Origin of the sequence: Actinoallomurus sp. NPDC050550, from assembly GCF_040655075.1 — a bacterium.
In the GTDB taxonomy this organism is placed as follows: domain Bacteria; phylum Actinomycetota; class Actinomycetes; order Streptosporangiales; family Streptosporangiaceae; genus Actinoallomurus.
Genome location: NZ_JBFAJC010000010.1, coordinates 72,155 through 88,877 on the forward strand (window position 1 = coordinate 72,155; position 16,723 = coordinate 88,877).

At 70.7% G+C, this 16,723-nt stretch carries 18 protein-coding genes; 3 read left to right on the forward strand and 15 right to left on the reverse strand.

Annotated elements, in window-relative coordinates; genetic code table 11:
* Nucleotides 1–24: 24 nt before the first annotated feature.
* Complete coding sequence (locus AB0I04_RS16235) at nt 25–714, reverse strand: hypothetical protein (protein WP_360884774.1); 690 nt, start codon at nt 712–714, stop codon at nt 25–27.
* Between the two features lie 129 nt (nt 715–843).
* On the opposite strand from AB0I04_RS16235, the gene AB0I04_RS16240 reads away from it, so the two are divergent.
* A complete protein-coding gene (locus AB0I04_RS16240) occupies nt 844–1,209 on the forward strand; it encodes a hypothetical protein (protein WP_360884776.1) in 366 nt (121 codons plus the stop codon).
* Between the two features lie 8 nt (nt 1,210–1,217).
* Here AB0I04_RS16240 and hemL read toward each other — a convergent pair whose 3' ends face one another.
* From hemL to AB0I04_RS16285, 9 genes are all read right to left on the reverse strand, one after another.
* Nucleotides 1,218–2,510, reverse strand: coding sequence for a glutamate-1-semialdehyde 2,1-aminomutase (gene hemL, locus AB0I04_RS16245; RefSeq protein WP_360884779.1), 1,293 nt, complete (start codon nt 2,508–2,510; stop codon nt 1,218–1,220).
* Between the two features lie 19 nt (nt 2,511–2,529).
* A complete protein-coding gene (locus AB0I04_RS16250) occupies nt 2,530–3,195 on the reverse strand; it encodes a bifunctional DNA primase/polymerase (RefSeq protein ID WP_360884782.1) in 666 nt (221 codons plus the stop codon).
* A 182-nt stretch (nt 3,196–3,377) separates the two neighbouring features.
* A complete protein-coding gene (gene hemB / locus AB0I04_RS16255) occupies nt 3,378–4,364 on the reverse strand; it encodes a porphobilinogen synthase (RefSeq protein ID WP_360884785.1) in 987 nt (328 codons plus the stop codon).
* A 21-nt stretch (nt 4,365–4,385) separates the two neighbouring features.
* Nucleotides 4,386–5,942: a uroporphyrinogen-III synthase gene (locus tag AB0I04_RS16260; protein WP_360885337.1), complete on the reverse strand. Its 1,557-nt coding sequence runs from the start codon at nt 5,940–5,942 to the stop codon at nt 4,386–4,388.
* Between the two features lie 47 nt (nt 5,943–5,989).
* Nucleotides 5,990–6,901 (reverse strand): hydroxymethylbilane synthase, encoded by a 912-nt coding sequence (hemC, locus tag AB0I04_RS16265; protein ID WP_360884787.1) that lies wholly within the window; start codon nt 6,899–6,901, stop codon nt 5,990–5,992.
* Nucleotides 6,902–6,908: 7 nt separating this feature from the next.
* Complete coding sequence (locus AB0I04_RS16270) at nt 6,909–8,237, reverse strand: glutamyl-tRNA reductase (protein WP_360884790.1); 1,329 nt, start codon at nt 8,235–8,237, stop codon at nt 6,909–6,911.
* Nucleotides 8,238–8,307: 70 nt separating this feature from the next.
* Nucleotides 8,308–9,012: a redox-sensing transcriptional repressor Rex gene (locus tag AB0I04_RS16275; protein ID WP_360884792.1), complete on the reverse strand. Its 705-nt coding sequence runs from the start codon at nt 9,010–9,012 to the stop codon at nt 8,308–8,310.
* Between the two features lie 275 nt (nt 9,013–9,287).
* Nucleotides 9,288–9,533, reverse strand: coding sequence for a glutaredoxin family protein (locus tag AB0I04_RS16280; RefSeq protein ID WP_360884795.1), 246 nt, complete (start codon nt 9,531–9,533; stop codon nt 9,288–9,290).
* A complete protein-coding gene (locus AB0I04_RS16285; RefSeq protein WP_360884798.1) occupies nt 9,526–11,175 on the reverse strand; it encodes an antibiotic biosynthesis monooxygenase in 1,650 nt (549 codons plus the stop codon). The genes AB0I04_RS16280 and AB0I04_RS16285 overlap by 8 nt, the downstream gene beginning before the upstream one ends.
* Before the next feature lie 179 nt (nt 11,176–11,354).
* Between AB0I04_RS16285 and AB0I04_RS16290 the strand changes: the two genes are divergently transcribed.
* Together AB0I04_RS16290 and AB0I04_RS16295 are read left to right on the forward strand one after the other, a co-directional pair.
* Nucleotides 11,355–11,999, forward strand: coding sequence for a sigma-70 family RNA polymerase sigma factor (locus AB0I04_RS16290; protein WP_360884800.1), 645 nt, complete (start codon nt 11,355–11,357; stop codon nt 11,997–11,999).
* Nucleotides 12,000–12,045: 46 nt separating this feature from the next.
* Entirely contained in the window at nt 12,046–12,921 is an 876-nt protein-coding gene (locus AB0I04_RS16295; RefSeq protein ID WP_360884803.1) for an HAD-IB family hydrolase, read from the forward strand.
* A 294-nt stretch (nt 12,922–13,215) separates the two neighbouring features.
* On the opposite strand, the gene AB0I04_RS16300 is transcribed toward AB0I04_RS16295, so the two are convergent.
* From AB0I04_RS16300 to AB0I04_RS16320, 5 genes are all read right to left on the reverse strand, one after another.
* Complete coding sequence (locus AB0I04_RS16300) at nt 13,216–14,187, reverse strand: aldo/keto reductase (protein ID WP_360884805.1); 972 nt, start codon at nt 14,185–14,187, stop codon at nt 13,216–13,218.
* A 45-nt stretch (nt 14,188–14,232) separates the two neighbouring features.
* Nucleotides 14,233–15,180, reverse strand: coding sequence for a lysophospholipid acyltransferase family protein (locus AB0I04_RS16305; protein WP_360884809.1), 948 nt, complete (start codon nt 15,178–15,180; stop codon nt 14,233–14,235).
* A gap of 10 nt (nt 15,181–15,190) precedes the next feature.
* The gene (locus tag AB0I04_RS16310) at nt 15,191–16,249 is read right to left on the reverse strand and encodes an NAD-dependent epimerase/dehydratase family protein (protein WP_360884812.1); all 1,059 of its coding nucleotides are present in this window, start codon (nt 16,247–16,249) and stop codon (nt 15,191–15,193) included.
* A 29-nt stretch (nt 16,250–16,278) separates the two neighbouring features.
* Nucleotides 16,279–16,377, reverse strand: a complete 99-nt coding sequence (locus AB0I04_RS16315; protein ID WP_018654693.1) for an AURKAIP1/COX24 domain-containing protein — start codon at nt 16,375–16,377, stop codon at nt 16,279–16,281.
* Nucleotides 16,378–16,513: 136 nt separating this feature from the next.
* Nucleotides 16,514–16,717: a helix-turn-helix domain-containing protein gene (locus tag AB0I04_RS16320; RefSeq protein ID WP_067466901.1), complete on the reverse strand. Its 204-nt coding sequence runs from the start codon at nt 16,715–16,717 to the stop codon at nt 16,514–16,516.
* Between the last annotated feature and the right edge of the window lie 6 nt (nt 16,718–16,723).

Here is a 16,723-nt window from a genome sequence, read left to right on the forward strand (position 1 = left end):
CCGCCGATCGCACGGGATCCGCGCTCAGGCGATCGGGGAATTCACATCGCCGGGGAGCACCAGCTGGGGAACCTGGCTGAAGCGCCAGCCCTTGCCGTCTCGGGTGAACACCCAGACCACGTCGAAGCGCTTGCCGGCCCACTTGGCGGGCGGCTTGGGATGAACCGCTCCCATGGCGGCGACGATGTCCGGGATCGCACTGTGCTCCCAGCAGACCAGGACGGTCCCGTGAGCGGAGGCGAGCTTCTTACCGAGCGCGGCCTCGTCACCCTTGCCGTAGGAGAGCTTCGGCTGAAGTCCGAGCCTGGCCGCCAGCGGCGTTATCGTCTCGCTGTGGCGCAGGCCCTTGTCGCCGTTCGGCTGGGCCGCGTAGATGGTGGCAGGTCGCACCAGCCCGGCGCGGAGGCTCCCTTTCTGGGGAGCGAAGAGGTCCACCAGTGCGCCTGCCCGCTGCCACCCGCGTACGGTGAGCGATCCGTCGTTCTGCTGGCCGTCCTCGGTGACACCGAACGGAGCACCCTTCGCCGCCGGCTTCTCCCCATGACGGATGATCATTACGGTGTCGGCGCCCACGGCCGACCCGCCGTCGCTCGCCGAGGCGCCGATGACGTTCCTCGATCTGCCGTCACATCCCGCGGCGAGCGGTACGGCCGCCACCGCGCCACCAGCGGTCAGCAGACGCAGCAGAGAACGACGAGAAGTGGCAGGCTCCATCGGTGCTCCTTTGGAGAGATCGGCGTAAGTCGCCTCCATGAGCTCCCCCGGGACACGGCGGCGAGAGATAGCGAGACGATACCCGCAAGATCGATTAGCCGCCCTGGCCTTCGGCTCATTGCCGCCACCATGGACGTACGACTGCCCGAATCGCCCGGATCATCCGGTGACAACAGCAGCGAACAGGCAACCGTCCTGGAGGACTCGACGTTCGCTTTTCCCGAAGATATATTCGGCTGCACAGCGCTGCTCATCCAGCAAGGCCTACGGCCGACGACGCGCGGCGGTCATCTGGTCGTGGACGAGGCCATGCGTGCGCAGTTCGGCGACACCTTCCGCCCGTTCCGCGCGCTTCGCATCCGCCGCAATGAACTTGAGTATCCCGCGATGCCCGATGACGCGGCCACGTACGACGAGGTGAGGGAGGCTCTCTCTGACGCCGGGCAGATCATCTCGGCCGTCGAGAAACTGCTCCCCCACCTCGGGCTCTTCTGAGTCGCCGTTCAGACGGCTTCGGCGGCGGCGCGGGCGGCGTGGGGCAAGGCGTCGGTGATGCGGTCCAGGGCCGCGGTGTCGTGGGCGGCTGACAGGAACCACGCCTCGTACGCCGACGGGGGCAGGTAGACGCCGTGGTCCAGGGCCGTGTGGAAGAACGCGGCGTAGCGGCGGGTGTTCTGCCGCTGGGCGTGCTCGAAGTCCAGGACCGCCTCGTCGGTGAAGAAGATCGAGAAGAGGTTGCCCGCGGTCTGCAGGCGGTGCGGCACGCCCTCCTTGGTCAGGGCGGCCGTGGCGGCCTCGGCGACGATGGTGGCGGCGTGGTCGATCCGGGCGTACACCTCGTCGGTGGCGGCGCGGAGCGTGGCCAGGCCGGCGGCGGTGGCCAGAGGGTTTCCGGAGAGGGTGCCCGCCTGGTAGACGGGGCCGGCCGGGGCGAGGCGGTCCATGATCTCGGCGCGTCCGCCGAACGCCGCCGCGGGCAGGCCGCCGCCCATGACCTTGCCGAAGGTGTACAGGTCGCCCTGGACGCCCTCCAGGCCGTACCAGCCGGCGCGGGAGACACGGAAGCCCGTCAGCACCTCGTCGATGATGAGGAGGGCGCCGTACCGCTCGCAGATGCCCTTGAGGGCGGCGTTGAAGTCCTCGGTCGGCGGGACGATGCCCATGTTGGCCGGGCACGCCTCGGTGATGACGCAGGCGATCTCGTGGCCGTGCTCGCCGAATGTCTCCTCGACGGCGGCGATGTCGTTGTAGCGGAGCACGATCGTGTCGGCGGTGGCCGCGCCGGTGACGCCCGGCGAGTCGGGCAGGCCGAACGTCGCGACCCCCGACCCGGCCGCGGCCAGCAGCGCGTCGGAGTGGCCGTGGTAGCACCCGGCGAACTTCACGATCTTCGAGCGCTCGGTGAAGCCGCGCGCCAGGCGGATCGCCGACATCGTCGACTCGGTGCCCGAGCTGACCAGGCGGACCTTGTCGATCGGCGTGCGGGCCACCATCTCCTCGGCCAGCAGGACCTCACCCTCGGTGGGCGCGCCGTACGAGGTGCCGTGCTCGGCGGCCCGCCGGACGGCCTCGACGACCTCCGGGTGCCCGTGCCCGAGGATCATCGGACCCCACGAGCAGATCAGGTCGACGTACTCGTTGCCGTCGGCGTCGACGAGGTACGGGCCGCGGGCCGAGGCCATGAACCGCGGGGTGCCGCCCACGGCCCCGAAGGCGCGCACCGGAGAGTTGACTCCGCCCGGTATGACCGCACCTGCCCGGTCGAACAGTGCTTCGGAACGATTCGTGGAAGTCACCCCACGAGTCTCCCAGACGTCAATCGCAGGCGTCGGCCAGGATCTCCAGTAGCCGCACCGGGTCCGGCAGCGGCGCGTCGTGCGGTTCTCTGACCCAGGTCACCGTACGGTCGAACGGCAGCACCGACGGCGGCGCGAGGACGTAGCTGTCCCGGCAGTGCCAGCGCATTCCCGGGCTGTCCTCGATGCTCTCGGGGACGGTGTCGAGGTGGCAGGACCACCACTCGTCCTCGTCGACGGGCGCGCCCCGCGTGGCGACGAAGAAGAGATAGCGCTCGTCGCCGTGGTTGGCGACCGGCCCCACCGCGACGCCCTCCCGCTCCATCTCGTCGAGCGCCGCCTGGCCCGCCTTGGCCGGGACGTCGAAGACGTCGAAGACCCGGCCCGTCGGCAGGACGATGTTGGCGTCCGGGTCCGTCATCCACCAGCGCGCCAGCGTGTCGGCGTCGACCGTGGCCTGCCGCTGCCACACCTGCGACCGGGGATGGGCCGCCGGCGACGGGCAGCCGATCCGGTCGCAGGAACACGCCCGGGTGTCGTCGCCGGTATGCTCACCCGGATAACAGGGCCAGCCCAGGGCGGCGTACTCCTGGACGGCGGTGGCCATACGCTCGCGTCGGACCGACTCGCCCGTCTTGCGGCGGCCGGCCGACCGGTTCGTTCGCTTCGCTGATACATCCAGCATCCTGCTCCCCCTCCGCTCCTCTTCCGATGATGGCGCGCCGGTATCTCGCGGGTTGCGGGAACCCCCGAAAAGCGGCGAAGCCGTGACCCGCCACCGGGCAGGTCACGGAGTGAACCCGCCGCGGTGAGCGGAGCGGCCGGGTGAGGTGCGAGCCCGGCCGGGAAGCGAATGAGGGTGCCGGATCAGGCGCGCAGGGAGCGTGCGACCTCGGTGGCCCAGTAGGTGAGGATGATGTCGGCGCCCGCGCGGCGGATCGAGACGAGCGTCTCCATGATCACTCGGTCGCGGTCGACCCAGCCCTGTGCGGCGGCCGCCTCGACCATGGAGTACTCCCCGCTGACCTGGTACGCGGCGACAGGCACGTGGACCGCGTCGCGCACGCGGCGGATGACGTCGAGGTAGGTCAGCGCCGGCTTCACCATGACGACGTCGGCGCCCTCGTCCAGGTCGAGGAGGACCTCCCGGATCGACTCCTCGGCGTTGGGCGGGTCCTGCTGGTACGCCGACCGGTCGCCGAACTGCGGCGCGCACTCGGCGGCTTCGCGGAAGGGCCCGTAGAACGCCGAGGCGTACTTCACGGCGTACGCCATGATCGCGACGTTGCCGTAGCCGCCCTCGTCGAGGGCGGTACGGATCGCGGCGACCTGGCCGTCCATCATGCCGCTCGGGGCGACGACGTCGACGCCGGCCGCGGCCTGGGCGACGGCGATGGAGGCGTAGCGCTCCAGGGTGGCGTCGTTGTCGACCTCACCGGAGGCCGTGAGGATGCCGCAGTGGCCGTGGTCGGTGTACTCATCGAGGCACAGGTCGGCAATGATCACTGTGGAGTCGCCGAGGTCGCCGCTCAGGTCGCGCAGCGCCTTCTGCACGATGCCGGCCGGGTCGTCGGCGGCCGAGCCGCGGCCGTCCTTGACCGCGGGGATGCCGAACAGAATCAGCCCACCGACACCGGCTTCCGCCGCCTCGTGCGCCGCCTTGCGCAGGGACTCCCTGGTGTGCTGGACGACGCCCGGCATCGACGCGATCGGCTGCGGCTCGGTGATGCCCTCCTTCACGAAGAGCGGCAGCACGAGGTCGCTCGGGTGCAGGTGCGTCTCGGCGACGAGACGCCGCAGCGCCGGGGTGCGGCGGAGCCGACGGGGGCGTGCGACAGGGAACTGCGCGGTCACGGTGACCTTCTTTCAGGGCGATTACTTGCGCCGGCGCGCGCCGCGGCGCATCTCACTCGGCTTGCGGAGCGGGTCGCCGGCCTCGACCTGGGCGGCCCGCCGCTTGGCACCGTACTCCGCCAGCGCCTCGGCGAGAGCACCGACCGAGGGTTTGTCCGCCATGACGTCGACACGCAGGCCGTACTCCTCGGCGGTGTGCGCGGTCTGCGGCCCGATGCAGGCGATCACGGTGACGTTGTGCGGCTTGCCCGCGATGCCGATGAGGTTCCGTACGGTCGAGGACGAGGTGAACAGCACCGCGTCGAACCCGCCTCCCTTGATCGCCTCGCGGATCGGCGCGGGCGGCGGAGCGGCGCGTACGGTCCGGTAGGCGGTGACGTCGTCGCACTCCCAGCCGAGGTCGGTGAGCCCGGCGACGAGCGTCTCGGTGGCGATGTCGGCGCGCGGCAGCAGCACCCGGTCGATCGGGTCCAGATCCTTGTCGTACGGCGGCCAGACCTCGAGCAGGCCCTCGGAGGACTGCTGGTCCTTCGGGGTGAGGTCGGGCTTGACGCCGAACTCCACGAGTGCGGCGGCGGTCTGCTCGCCGACGGCCGCGACCTTCAGGCCGGCGAAGGCGCGGGCGTCCAAGCCGTACTGCTCGAACCGCTCGCGCACGGCGCGCACGGCGTTCGTGGAGGTGAAGATGACCCACTCGTAGCGGCCGGTGACCAGGCCCTTGATGGCACGCTCCATCTGCTGGGGCGTGCGCGGGGGCTCCACCGAGATGGTGGGCACCTCGTCGGGGACGGCGCCGTACGAGCGGAGCTGGTCGGACAGCGAGGCCGCCTGCTCCTTCGTACGAGGCACGAGGACCCGCCAGCCGAACAGCGGCTTGGTCTCGAACCACGACAGCTTCTCGCGCCAGCGGACGACGTCGCCGACGACGAGCAGCGCCGGCGACTCCAGGTGCTTGGTGTCGGAGGCGACCTTCGCGAGGGTGGAGTCGATGGTGTACTGCTCGGTCGTCGTGCCCATCGAGGTGACCGCCACCGGCGTCGTGTCGGACCGCCCGGCGACCATGAGGCCCTTGGCGATCTCGCCCATGGTGTTCTCCGCGCCGAGGATCACGAGGGTCGCCGCGCCGGCGTGGGCGCTCCAGTCGACGCCGCCTTCCTGGGCGTCGACGACCACGGCGTCACGGTGCTTGCCGTCGATCAGCGGGATGCCGGCGTACCCGGGGACGCCGGTGACCGACGAGACGCCCGGGACGATCTCAAAAGGGACCTTGGACCTGGCGCAGACCTTGGCCTCTTCGGTGAGGGCGCAGCTCAGGCCGGGGTCGCCACCGAGCACCCGGGCGACGACCTTGCCCGAACGGGCCAGGGTCACGAGGCTGGCCCCCGCCGGGCCGATCACCTCGGCGGCCGGGTTGAAGTGCGCGCTGAACAGCGGCGCCATCGTCTCATGGACCACGATGGCGTCGGCCGCGCCGAGGATTCTGACCGCACGAAGCGTCAGGAGTTCCGGATCGCCCGGGCCGACGCCGACGAAGGCCACCCTGCCCTGCCGCTCGCCGGACGCCGTCACGCCGGACATCGCGGGGGCCTCGCCCTCGTCGTTCACGGCCTTCTTACTCGCGGGGCTCAAGATGTGCGCTCCCCCATCAACTGGTCGGCCCCCTCCGCGAGCATCCGGAGCGCGAGATCGCGTCCCAGTCGCTCGGAATCGTCAGAGGAACCGCTTTCGGACAACCGAATCTGCCGTTCACCGTCATACCCGACAACGACACCGGTCAGATGCACGATTTCGTCATACCACGCAGCGTATGCGCCCACGGGGGCCGAGCAGCCCGCCTCGAGCGTCGCCAGAAGCGCTCGCTCGGCGGCCACCGCGGCCCTGGTCGGGGCGTGGTCGAGGGTGGCGAGAAGCTCGATGAGATCGGCGCGATCGGCCCGGCACTCCACCGCCAGGGCCCCCTGACCCGGCGCGGGCAGCATCTGGTCCGGCTCGAAGATCTCCGAGACGGCCTCCAGCCGGTCGATCCGGGTCAACCCCGCGAACGCCAGCACGACCGCGTCCACCTCACCGTCGGTGACCTTCCGCAGCCGCGTGTCGGCGTTGCCGCGGATCGGCACGACGTCGAGGTCGGGGCGGAGCGCGCGCAGCTGCGCCATCCGGCGCGGCGACCCGGTACCGATCCTGGCGCCACGCCCCAGGTCGGCCAGCTTGGCCGGCCCGCACAGGGCGTCCCGCGGATCGTCGCGCGGCGGGACCGCCGCGAGCGTGATGCCCTCGGCCGGCCCGGTGGGCAGGTCCTTCAGCGAGTGCACCGCGAAGTCGATCTCACCGGAGAGGAGCCGCTCGCGCAGCCCGTTGACGAACACACCCGTGCCGCCGATCTGGGCCAGCTGCGCCTTCGAGACGTCGCCTTCGGTGGTCACGCCGACGAGCTCGACGGCGCGGCCGGTACGGGCGGTCAGGTCGTCGGCGACCAGCCCGGACTGGGTCATCGCCATCAGGCTGCGCCGGGTACCGAGTTTCAGTGTCGTGCTCATGCCTCGCTCAGCGTTCCTCACTCGTTCCGCGGCCAGGCTCGTGGCTCGTCTGGCCACTCCGGAGCGTTCGCTCGGGGACGTCCTCTGCCCGGATGACCGCCTCCGGGGCCTTGGGATCGAGATCGAAGAGTTCGCGCAACGCGTCGGCGTACGTGTCGCCGCCCGGGGAACCCGCCAACTCTTTCACGCGCACGGTCGGGGCGTGCAGCAGTTTGTCCACGACGCGGCGTACGGTCTGGGCGATCTCCGCACGCGCCTTGTCGTCCAGTTCGGGCAGCCGGCCGCCGAGCCGGCCGAGCTCGGCCTCGACGACGTCCGCCGCCTTGCTGCGCAGCGCGACCACCGTCGGGGCGACCGTCGCCGCCACGAGGCCGAGCTGGAAGGCCTTGACCTCCTCGCACACGATCCGCCGGACGGCGTCGGTGTCGGCCTCGGCAGGCGTGTCGTCGGCCTCGCTGAGGTCGTCCAGGCCCACGAGGGTGACGCCGGGCAGGTCGCGGACCGCCCGGTCGACGTCGTGCGGCAGGGCGAGATCGAGCAGGAACACCGGGCCCTCGAGCATGTCCGGGGTGATGACGAGGCCCGTGGCGCCGGTGCACGAGACGACGATGTCCGCCTCGGCCATCGCCTCCCGCAGGTCCGCGAGCCGGATCGCCCGCGCCGGTGCGTCGGTCGCCTCGGCCAGGCGGACGCCGCGTTCGAAGGTGCGGTTGGCGATGACGATCTCGCCGACGCCTTCCCGGGCGAGTGTCGCGACCGCCAGGGAGCTCATCGAACCGGCGCCCACCACGAGGGCACGCTTACCCTCTAGGGCCCCTGCCCGACTCAGTCCCACGCTGACGAGGGACGCGCCCGCCCGGTCGATGCCGGTCTCGTTCCGCGCCCGCTTGCCGACGCGCAGCGCCTGCTGAATCGCCTCGTTCAGCGCCCGGTCGACGGTGCCGTACTTCTGGGCGAGCTTGAGGGCGGTGCGAAGCTGACCGGCGATCTGGCCCTCGCCGACGACCATGGAGTCCAGACCGCAGGCCACCGAGAAGACGTGCTGGACCGCGCGTTCCTCATAGTGGACGTACAGGTGCCGGGACAGCTCGTCCAACGGCACGTCCGAGTGCTGGGAGAGCAGCTCGGAGATGGCCGAGACACCCGCGTGGAACTTGTCGACGTCGGCGTACACCTCGATGCGGTTGCACGTCGAGACGACCACGGCGCCGCCGACGCTCGGAGCGCCGTGCACGTCGTGCAGCAGCTTGACGAGCCGCTCGCCGGTGACCGCGGCGCGTTCCAGCAGCGCGACGGGGGCGCTGCGGTGACTCAGCCCGACCACGAGAATGCTCACTGGTGCTCCCGTCCCTCACCTGTCGCCCCTGACCAGCGCGTACGTGGCCGTGTCGGCACACCCGCTTGGATCATTGGCCATCCACCGCCTCGAGATACTCCTGTTCCACTCCGGCGGGGCCTCCGGCCTTCCGCTGCTCGTGGAACGCGAGGATTTGAAGCTCGATCGACAGGTCGACCTTACGCACATCCACGCCATCTGGCACAGTCAGGACAACTGGGGCGAAGTTCAGAATGCTCGTGACCCCGCTCGCCACCACCCGATCACAGACCGCCTGGGCGGCCGGCGCGGGCACCGCCAGGACCGCGATCGAGATCCCGCAGTCGGTGATCACCCGCTCGAGCTTGTCGATGTGCTCGACGGTCAGGCCGTTGATGCGCTCCCCCACGATCGTCGGATCGGCGTCCAGCAGAGCGGCCATCCGGAAACCGCGAGAGGCGAACCCGCCGTACCCCGCGAGGGCGCGGCCGAGGTTACCGAGGCCGATGATGGCCACCGACCAGTCCTGGGTGAGGCCCAGCTCGCGGGAGATCTGGTAGACGAGGTACTGCACCTCATAGCCGACACCCCGGGTGCCGTACGACCCGAGGTGGGACAGGTCCTTGCGGAGCTTGGCCGAATTGACGCCCGCGGCGGCGGCGAGCTCCTCCGACGAGACGGTGACGACATCGCGCTCGGCGAGCGTGTGCAAGGCGCGGAGGTAGACCGGGAGCCTGGCCACGGTCGCCTCTGGGATGCCCCGGTTTCGCGCACCGAGGATGGATCGACGGGTCACAAGCCTGCTCTTCGGGACTCGACGACGCGGCCGGTCCTTAAGTCGCCCGGGGCCCGGTCGCCTGGACTTTTCTCAGATTAAGCCTTTGTGAACACGCGCACAAAGTCGGGCCGTACGCCGTTCGGCCGCCCCCGGGCCGCCGGACGACCTCGGAAACCCTGTCGGCGCGCAGCTCAGCGGCATCTCCTCGGCGCGGCGGCCGCTTCTCCCGGCCGCAGAGGATGTGACCAAGGAGACATCGACACCTCACCGGCACCTGCGGTAAAGGCGGACGGTCAGGAGCTGAGGGCGGCGCGCAGGCGGCGCTCGTCGACTCGCCAGAAGTCGTGCTGCACACCGTCGACGAACGTGACCGGGATCTGGTCCCAGTAGCGCCGCGTGTCCTCCTCGGAGGCGGTGATGTCGCGCTCCTCCCAGCCGACGCCGAGGTCCCCGCAGACGCGCGCGATCACTTCGCGCGCGTCATCGCACAGGTGGCAGCCCGGCTTTCCGAGCAGCAGGACGCGGGACGTGTCAGCCATGAGGCCAGCGTACGGATGGGTTCGACGGGTGCGACGGCGGGGACTGGTGCCCGTTCGGCCGCGGCGGCGCCGGACGCGGACCGGTCGTGTCATGGGGCACCGGGCGCGGACCGGTCATGTCCTGCGGAGCCGGACGCGGACCGGTCATGTCGTGGGGCAGGCGATTCGGATCGTGGCCCGGGCGCTGGGCAGGGTACTGCGGCCTCGGTGATTCCCCTGTGGAGTACTGGGGCCTGGGTGACTCCCCCGTGGAGTACTGCGGCCTGGGTGACTCCCCCGTGGAGTACTGCGGCCTCGGCGACTCCCCCGTCGAGTACTGCGGCCTCGGCGGCTCCTGGGCCGGGCGCGGAGGCTCGTAGGCCGGGCGGGCGGCCTCGTGGGGCGGACGGTGGCCGTTCTGCGGCGGACGATGGCCGTTCTGCGGCGGGCGGTGGGCGTCCTGGGGCGGACGCTGGGCGTCGGGAGGCGGCGTTATCTTGGCGGCGGTGGCAGTCAGCTCGATGACGTTCGTGCCCGCGACGTGGGACCGCGCCTCGGACGCGAACCGCTGGACGTGCGGCTGCCGCGTGTGGTGCTCCACCGCGGCGGCGTCGTGGAAGAGCTGGTAGAAGATCCGCTGCAGCGGGGCGTTGTCGACCGCGTGGCAGGCGTAGACCAGGGTGCCCGGGTCACGCTCGATCACCGCGCGGGTGACCTCGACGGCCAGCCGGTCGAACGCGTCCTGGTGCCCGTCGAGCAACGTGTACATGGTGATCCGGCCGTACTGCCCGAGAGGGAACGGCATCGGCCCCGACGTGCCGGGCGCCGGCGCGAACGACGGCTGGCCGGAGTACTGCCCGCCCGCCGGCAGGCCCTGAGAAGGAGTGCCCTGAGGTGGAAGCGCCTGCCGCCCGTGGGGAGGCTGCCCTGCGTAGTTGGCCATCTCGTCGTACGGCTCCGCTTCTTCTTCGTATTCGTCTTCGTCGTCGTGGGCCTGTTGCGGCAGCACGCGGACGGTCCCGAACCAGATCAGGGCGACGGCGCCACCGAGCGCGAGAGGCGCCAGCGGTCCGGGCAGGAAGCCGCGCGTCGCGGTGACCACCAGCACGCCGGCGAGCGCGACCATGGCCACCGTGAGCATGATCTCGGTGGCGGCGCGATCGCGCTTGTTGCCCCGCATCGCGATGACCGCGACGCAGGAGACGAGCGACACGACCGCGAAGACGTGGCCCCCGTCGAGGATGAGCTTGGGCAGCGACGAATAGTGGCCGGCGACCTTCGGCAGGCTCTTGCCGAAAGTGCCGATGATGGGGTCGAGCAGGATGATGACCACGGCCACGACGACGTACGAGCCGGCGATGAGCCGCGCCGCGAAACGCGCCTGCACCGTGCGGGCCACCAGCTCGACGACGCCGAGCGCCAGGCTGAACGGCGCCAGCAGCCCGCCGAACAGCTCGACGAACCGAAGCAGCGCGGGTGAGAAGCCGGTCGCGTACCCGGCGGTCATCGCGCCCAGCGCGAGGCCGAGGGCGGCGAGCGTGCCCGTCCAGGCGAAGAGGTAGATCCGCCGTTCGGGGAACGCGCGCACGGCGAGCAGCCCCGCGCACCCGAGGGCGGCGAGGGTCGCCAGAAGTGCCACCGCGACGTTGACCATCGTCACCATGTTGCCCGATCACAGTAGTGGACAGGTAACGGATCGCCCGGTCCGCCCCGAGAAATCGCTATGCGCTGCATGAGCGCATTTACGAACCGATTCATCATCGGTCGCCATTGCCAACGTTACTCGCCGGTATCTAGCATGTGCGACACATCCGGTGGCCGCTCAGCACCGAGGAGTACTGGATGCGCAGTCTCACGCTCGATCCCCCTCTGGCGTCCCCCGAGGCGGTCGTCGGCACGGTCATCCCGAAGACCGCCGTCGACCAGGCTGAGCTGCGCGAACTCGTACTCCGAGCCCGGGCCGGCGAGTCGGACGCCTTCGCCGCGCTCTACGACCGTTACGTCGACCTCGTCTACCGCTACGTCTACTACCGCGTCGGCGCCCACCCCCTCGCCGAGGACCTCACCAGCGAGACGTTCCTGCGGGCGCTGCGGCGGATGAGCGTGTTCACCTGGCAGGGCAAGGACTTCGGCGCCTGGCTGGTCACCATCGCACGCAATCTCGTTCTTGACCACTTCAAGTCCAGCCGGTATCGGCTGGAGATCTGCACGGCGGAGCCCGATACGGGGGATCGCTGGGAGGAGGGCCCCGAACGCGCCGTCCTCGACGCCTTCACCTACCGGGCGCTGTTCTCGGCGGTCCGGGCCCTGGGGTCGGAACAGCGTGAGTGCGTCGTCCTACGGTTCCTGCACGGCCTGTCGGTCGCCGAGACGGCCATGGTCATGGGAAAGAACAGCGGGGCGATCAAGGCGCTCCAGCACCGCGCCGTGCGCTCCCTCGCCCGGGCCGTCCCGCCCGACGTTCACTCAAGAGACACCGACGACTGACGGTCCTTGTCGATTACGGCTGATCGAAAGTGGTTACCCTCGACTCATGCGGTTGTGGCCATGGAGTGACGATGCCGACGACGCCGAACTGGCAGGTGAGGCGGCGGCAGCGGCCGCGGAGATCGATGCGCCGCCGCCGGTGCTCGACCCCGGCGCCGCGGCGTTCTTCGACGTCGACAACACGTTGATCCGAGGCGCGTCCATCTACCACTTCGCGCGCGGCCTCGCCGCCCGCAAGCTGTTCACCTTCCGCGACCTGGCGCTGTTCGCGCTGGGCCAGGCGTCATTCCGGGTGCGCGGCTCGGAGAACGCCGAGCACATCAGCACCGCGCGCGAGGCCGCCCTGGCGTTCGTCGCCGGACGCAGCGTGAGCGAGCTCGTCAGCCTCTGCGAGGAGATCTACGACGAGAAGATGGCCGACCGGATCTGGCACGGCACGCGCGCCCTCGCCCTCAAGCACCTGGACGCCGGCCAGCAGGTCTGGCTCGTCACGGCCACGCCGGTCGAGCTCGCCCGGATCATCTCCCACCGGCTCGGCCTGACCGGCGCCCTCGGCACCGTCGCCGAGACCGAGGACGGCGTCTACACCGGGCGGCTGGTCGGCCACCTCCTGCACGGCCCCGCCAAGGCCGGTGCCGTACGGGCGCTCGCCAAGCGCGAGGGTCTCGACCTGTCGCGCTGCTCGGCGTACAGCGACTCCTACAACGACCTGCCGATGCTGACGGCGGTCGGCAACCCCCACGCCGTCAACCCCGACGCCGAACTCCGCGAGCACGCCCGCGAACACGACTGGCCGGTCCACGACTTCCGCACCGGCCGCCGGGCCACCATGGCCGCGCTGCCGGTCGCCGCCGGAGCAGGCGCCCTCGCGGGCGGCGTCGCCGCCGGGGTGGCGCTCCGCCGCCACTACCGCGGTCACTGAGCTGAGGGCGGCCCGATCGGCCGTCCGGTGTAAGGCTCACCCACCGAGCACGCCCAGGACGGGCCTGCCCGCCGCCTGGATGCCCGCCCGCACGCCGACGGCGCGACCCGCCGGAGGAAGCCTCCCCGGCGGCCCGATCGCCGGTGGCCGTCCGCCGTGAGGCTCACCCGCCGAGCACGCCCAGGACGGGCGTACCCGACGCCCGGATGCCCGCCAAGGCCCCAGGGCACGCTGACGCCGCGGCCCGCCTGGGAACGCCCGGAGGCACCTCCCCGGCGGGCCTGCCGCGTCCGCTCAGCGGCCGCTGAGGCGCAGCATCTGCTCCGGGTAGCGGGCGCCGGCGACCGGCAGCTCCAGCTCCTTCAGCTCCGCCTCGCTGAGCTCGATCTCGGCCGCGCCGAGGTTCTCCTCGAGCCTCGAACGCCGCTTGGTGCCGGGGATCGGCACGACGTCCTGACCCTGGTGCAGCAGCCAGGCCAGGGCCAGCTGCGCCGCCGTCACGCCCTTGCGCGCGGCCAGGTCCCGGACGGCCTCGGCGGCCTTCACGTTGGCGTCGTAGTTGGCGCCCTGGAAGCGCGGGTCGTTGCGACGGTAGTCGTCCTCCCCGTACTCCTCGGCCCGGCGGACCTCGCCGGTCAGGAAGCCGCGCCCGAGCGGCGAGTACGGCACGAGCCCGATGCCGAGCTCCCGGACGGCCGGCAGGATCTCGTCGTCCAGGCCCCGCTCCCACAGCGAGTACTCCGACTGCAGGGCCGACACGGGGAACGTGGCGTGGGCCCGGCGGATCGTCTCCGCGCCGGCCTCGGACAGGCCGAAGAACCGGACCTTGCCCTCCTGGACCAGCTCGCCGACGGCGCCGGCGACGTCCTCGATCGGCACCTCCGGGTCGACGCGGTGCTGGTAGAGCAGGTCGACGTGGTCGGTGCCGAGACGCCGCAGCTGCTGCTCGAGCACCTGCTTGATGTGCTCGGGGCGACTGTTCAGACCGCGGCGCGCGCCGTCGTCGCCGATGTCCCAGCCGAACTTCGTGGCGATGACTGCCTCGTCGCGGCGGCCGTGCAGCGCCCGGCCGAGGAGCTCCTCGTTGGTCCAGGGGCCGTAGATCTCCGCCGTGTCGAAGAAGTCACCGCCGAGCTCCAGCGCCCGGTGGATCGTGGCGATGGACTCCTCGTCGTCGCCCTGACCGTACGCCCAGGTCATGCCCATGCAGCCGAGGCCGAGCGCCGACACTTCGAGTCCCTGCGTACCCAGTCTTCTCTTCTCCATGGCGACCAGACTTCCCCTTAGAGCGCGCTCTAAGTCAAGCCGGGGTCAGAAGAAGATCGAGGCGCGGCGGCGGAGCTGGTCGTACAGCATGTTCTGGATCGTCTCGCGGACCTGGTCGGTCAGGTTGAGCACGGTCATGTGGTCGTCGGCCTGATCGGGGGCGTACTCGTCCGTCATGATCGGCTCACCGAACGCGATGATCCACTTCGAGGGCAGCGGCACCAGGCCGAGCAGCCCGAACATCGGCCACGTCGGCGTGATCGGGAAGTACGGGAGGCCGAAGAGCCGGGCGATCAGCCGCAGGTCGGCGATCTTCGGGTAGATCTCCTCCGCACCGACGATCGCGGCCGGGATGATCGGCACCTGGGCGCGCAACGCGGTGGCGACGAACCCGCCCCGGCCGAACCGCTGAAGCTTGTACCGCTGGCTGTACGGCTTGCCGACGCCCTTGAACCCCTCGGGGAACACCCCGACCAGCTCGCGCTTTCCCAGCAGGCGCGCGGCGTCGGCCTGGCAGGCCAGCGTGTGCCCGCTCTTGCGGGCCAGGTGGGCCAGCACCGGGATCTGATAGACGAGGTCGGCGCCGAGCAGGCGCAGGTTGCGCTTTGCCGGGTGGTGGTCGTGCAGCCCGACCTGCAGCATGACGCCGTCCAGCGGCAGCGTGCCGGAGTGGTTGCCGACGACCAGGGCGGGCCCCTCGTCGGGGACGTTCTCCAGTCCGAGCATCTCGACGCGGAACCACCGCTCGTACAGCTGGCGGGCCATCGGCATCAGCAGGCCGTCGTTCAGCTCCGGGTCGAAGCCGAACTCGTCGACCTGGTAGTCGCCGCTCAGCCGATGGCGCACGAAGCGCAACGCCCCCGCGATCTTCTGCTCGAGCTCTCCGGGCAGCTCGGTACCGCGGTCGCCGCGCTGCTGGTCGGCACCTTTGTCGCCGTGGAGCGGGATCACCTCGGCCTCGTGGCGCATCTCCGCTCTCGCTTCCTCGGACATCAGATTGTGGTCACCTCCTGCTGAAGCCCCCTACCCCGCCGGTGACCAGGTCAAAGATTCCCGTCGGGAGGCTGCGGCCGAGCCCCTGCGAATCGGCGAAATCCGCGAAAGCCTCTTCGGAGCTGTACTTGGGCCGCCAGGAGAGCTCGTTCGTCAGCCGGGTCGTGTCGATCACGCGGCCGTACGTCAGCCAGCGCAGCATCTCGGGCGAGAAACCCTTCAGCCCGCCGAACCGGCGGCCGACGTCGCCGAGCGTCTGCACGGCGTTCGCCGGGAGCGGGACCATGGGCCGGCCGGCCCGGCGCAGGGCCTGGGAGAGCAGCACGACGCCATCGCCGGCCGCGTTGAACAGGCCGGGATGGTCATCCACGGCCATCCGGCGCAGGATCTCGACCCCGTCGTCCTCGTGGATGAACTGCAGGCGCGGGTCGTAGCCGAACACCGTCGCCACCACCGGCATGTGGAAGTAGCGGCTGAGCGGATTGTCGACGCTGGGGCCGAGGAAGTTCGCGAAGCGCAGCACGGAGACCGTCAGGTCGGAACGGCGCCGGGCCAGACCGCGGACGTACCCCTCGACCTCGACCGCGTCCTTGGCGTAGCCGTGCGTCGGAGGGACCACCGGCTCGTCCCGCTCGGTGAACACGGCCGGGTCGCGAGGCGACGAGCCGTACACCGCCGCGGACGAGCGCACCACGATCTTGCGCATGGCCGCCGACCGCTGGCAGGCGGCCAGCAACTGCATCGTGCCGATGACGTTGACTTCCTTGGTCGTCATCCGCGCGGCCGCGGTCATGGTCACCAGGTTGAGGTGCACGACCGTGTCCACTCGCGCCGAATCTATGACCTTGGCGATACTCGGCGTGCGGATGTCGACCCGGACGAACTCGGTGCGCCCGAGAGGCGCCGCGGGCGGCACGGTGTCGACGCCGATGACCCGCTCGATGCCCGGCTCGGCCTGTAGTGCGTCGGCCACCCGTGCTCCGAGCCACCGGGACACGCCCGTGACCAGGACCACCCGGCTCGCGCCGGGGCCTGACGCTGCGCTCGCGGAGGGACGCGTCGAAGGCACCGGTGTCCCCCCATCCGTGGACGGCTGCGTTACTTCTTGTTGCGACGCTGGATGCGCGTCTTCTTCAGCAGCTTACGGTGCTTCTTCTTGGCCATGCGCTTACGACGCTTCTTGATGACAGAGCCCACGGAACCCTCACTCGATGATCAGCAGGAGACGGGCGATCAGCACCCTTGGCGGGCACATGGCCCGGTGCCCAAGGGTACCGCCGCCTCGACGCCGATCGGTCGCGGGCCGCCGCCGCCATGCCGCGGCGGCCGCGCGTCAGCCCGCTTCGATGTACGCGTCCCGCAGATAGTCGTGGACAGCCTGTTCTGGTACGCGGAACGATCGTCCCACGCGAATCGCCGGTAGTTCTCCCGAGTGAACGAGGCGGTATACGGTCATCTTGGACACCCGCATCACCGACGCCACCTCGGCCACAGTCAGAAACCTGACCTCGCTCAGAGGTCGCTCGCCTGAGCTCATCGGACG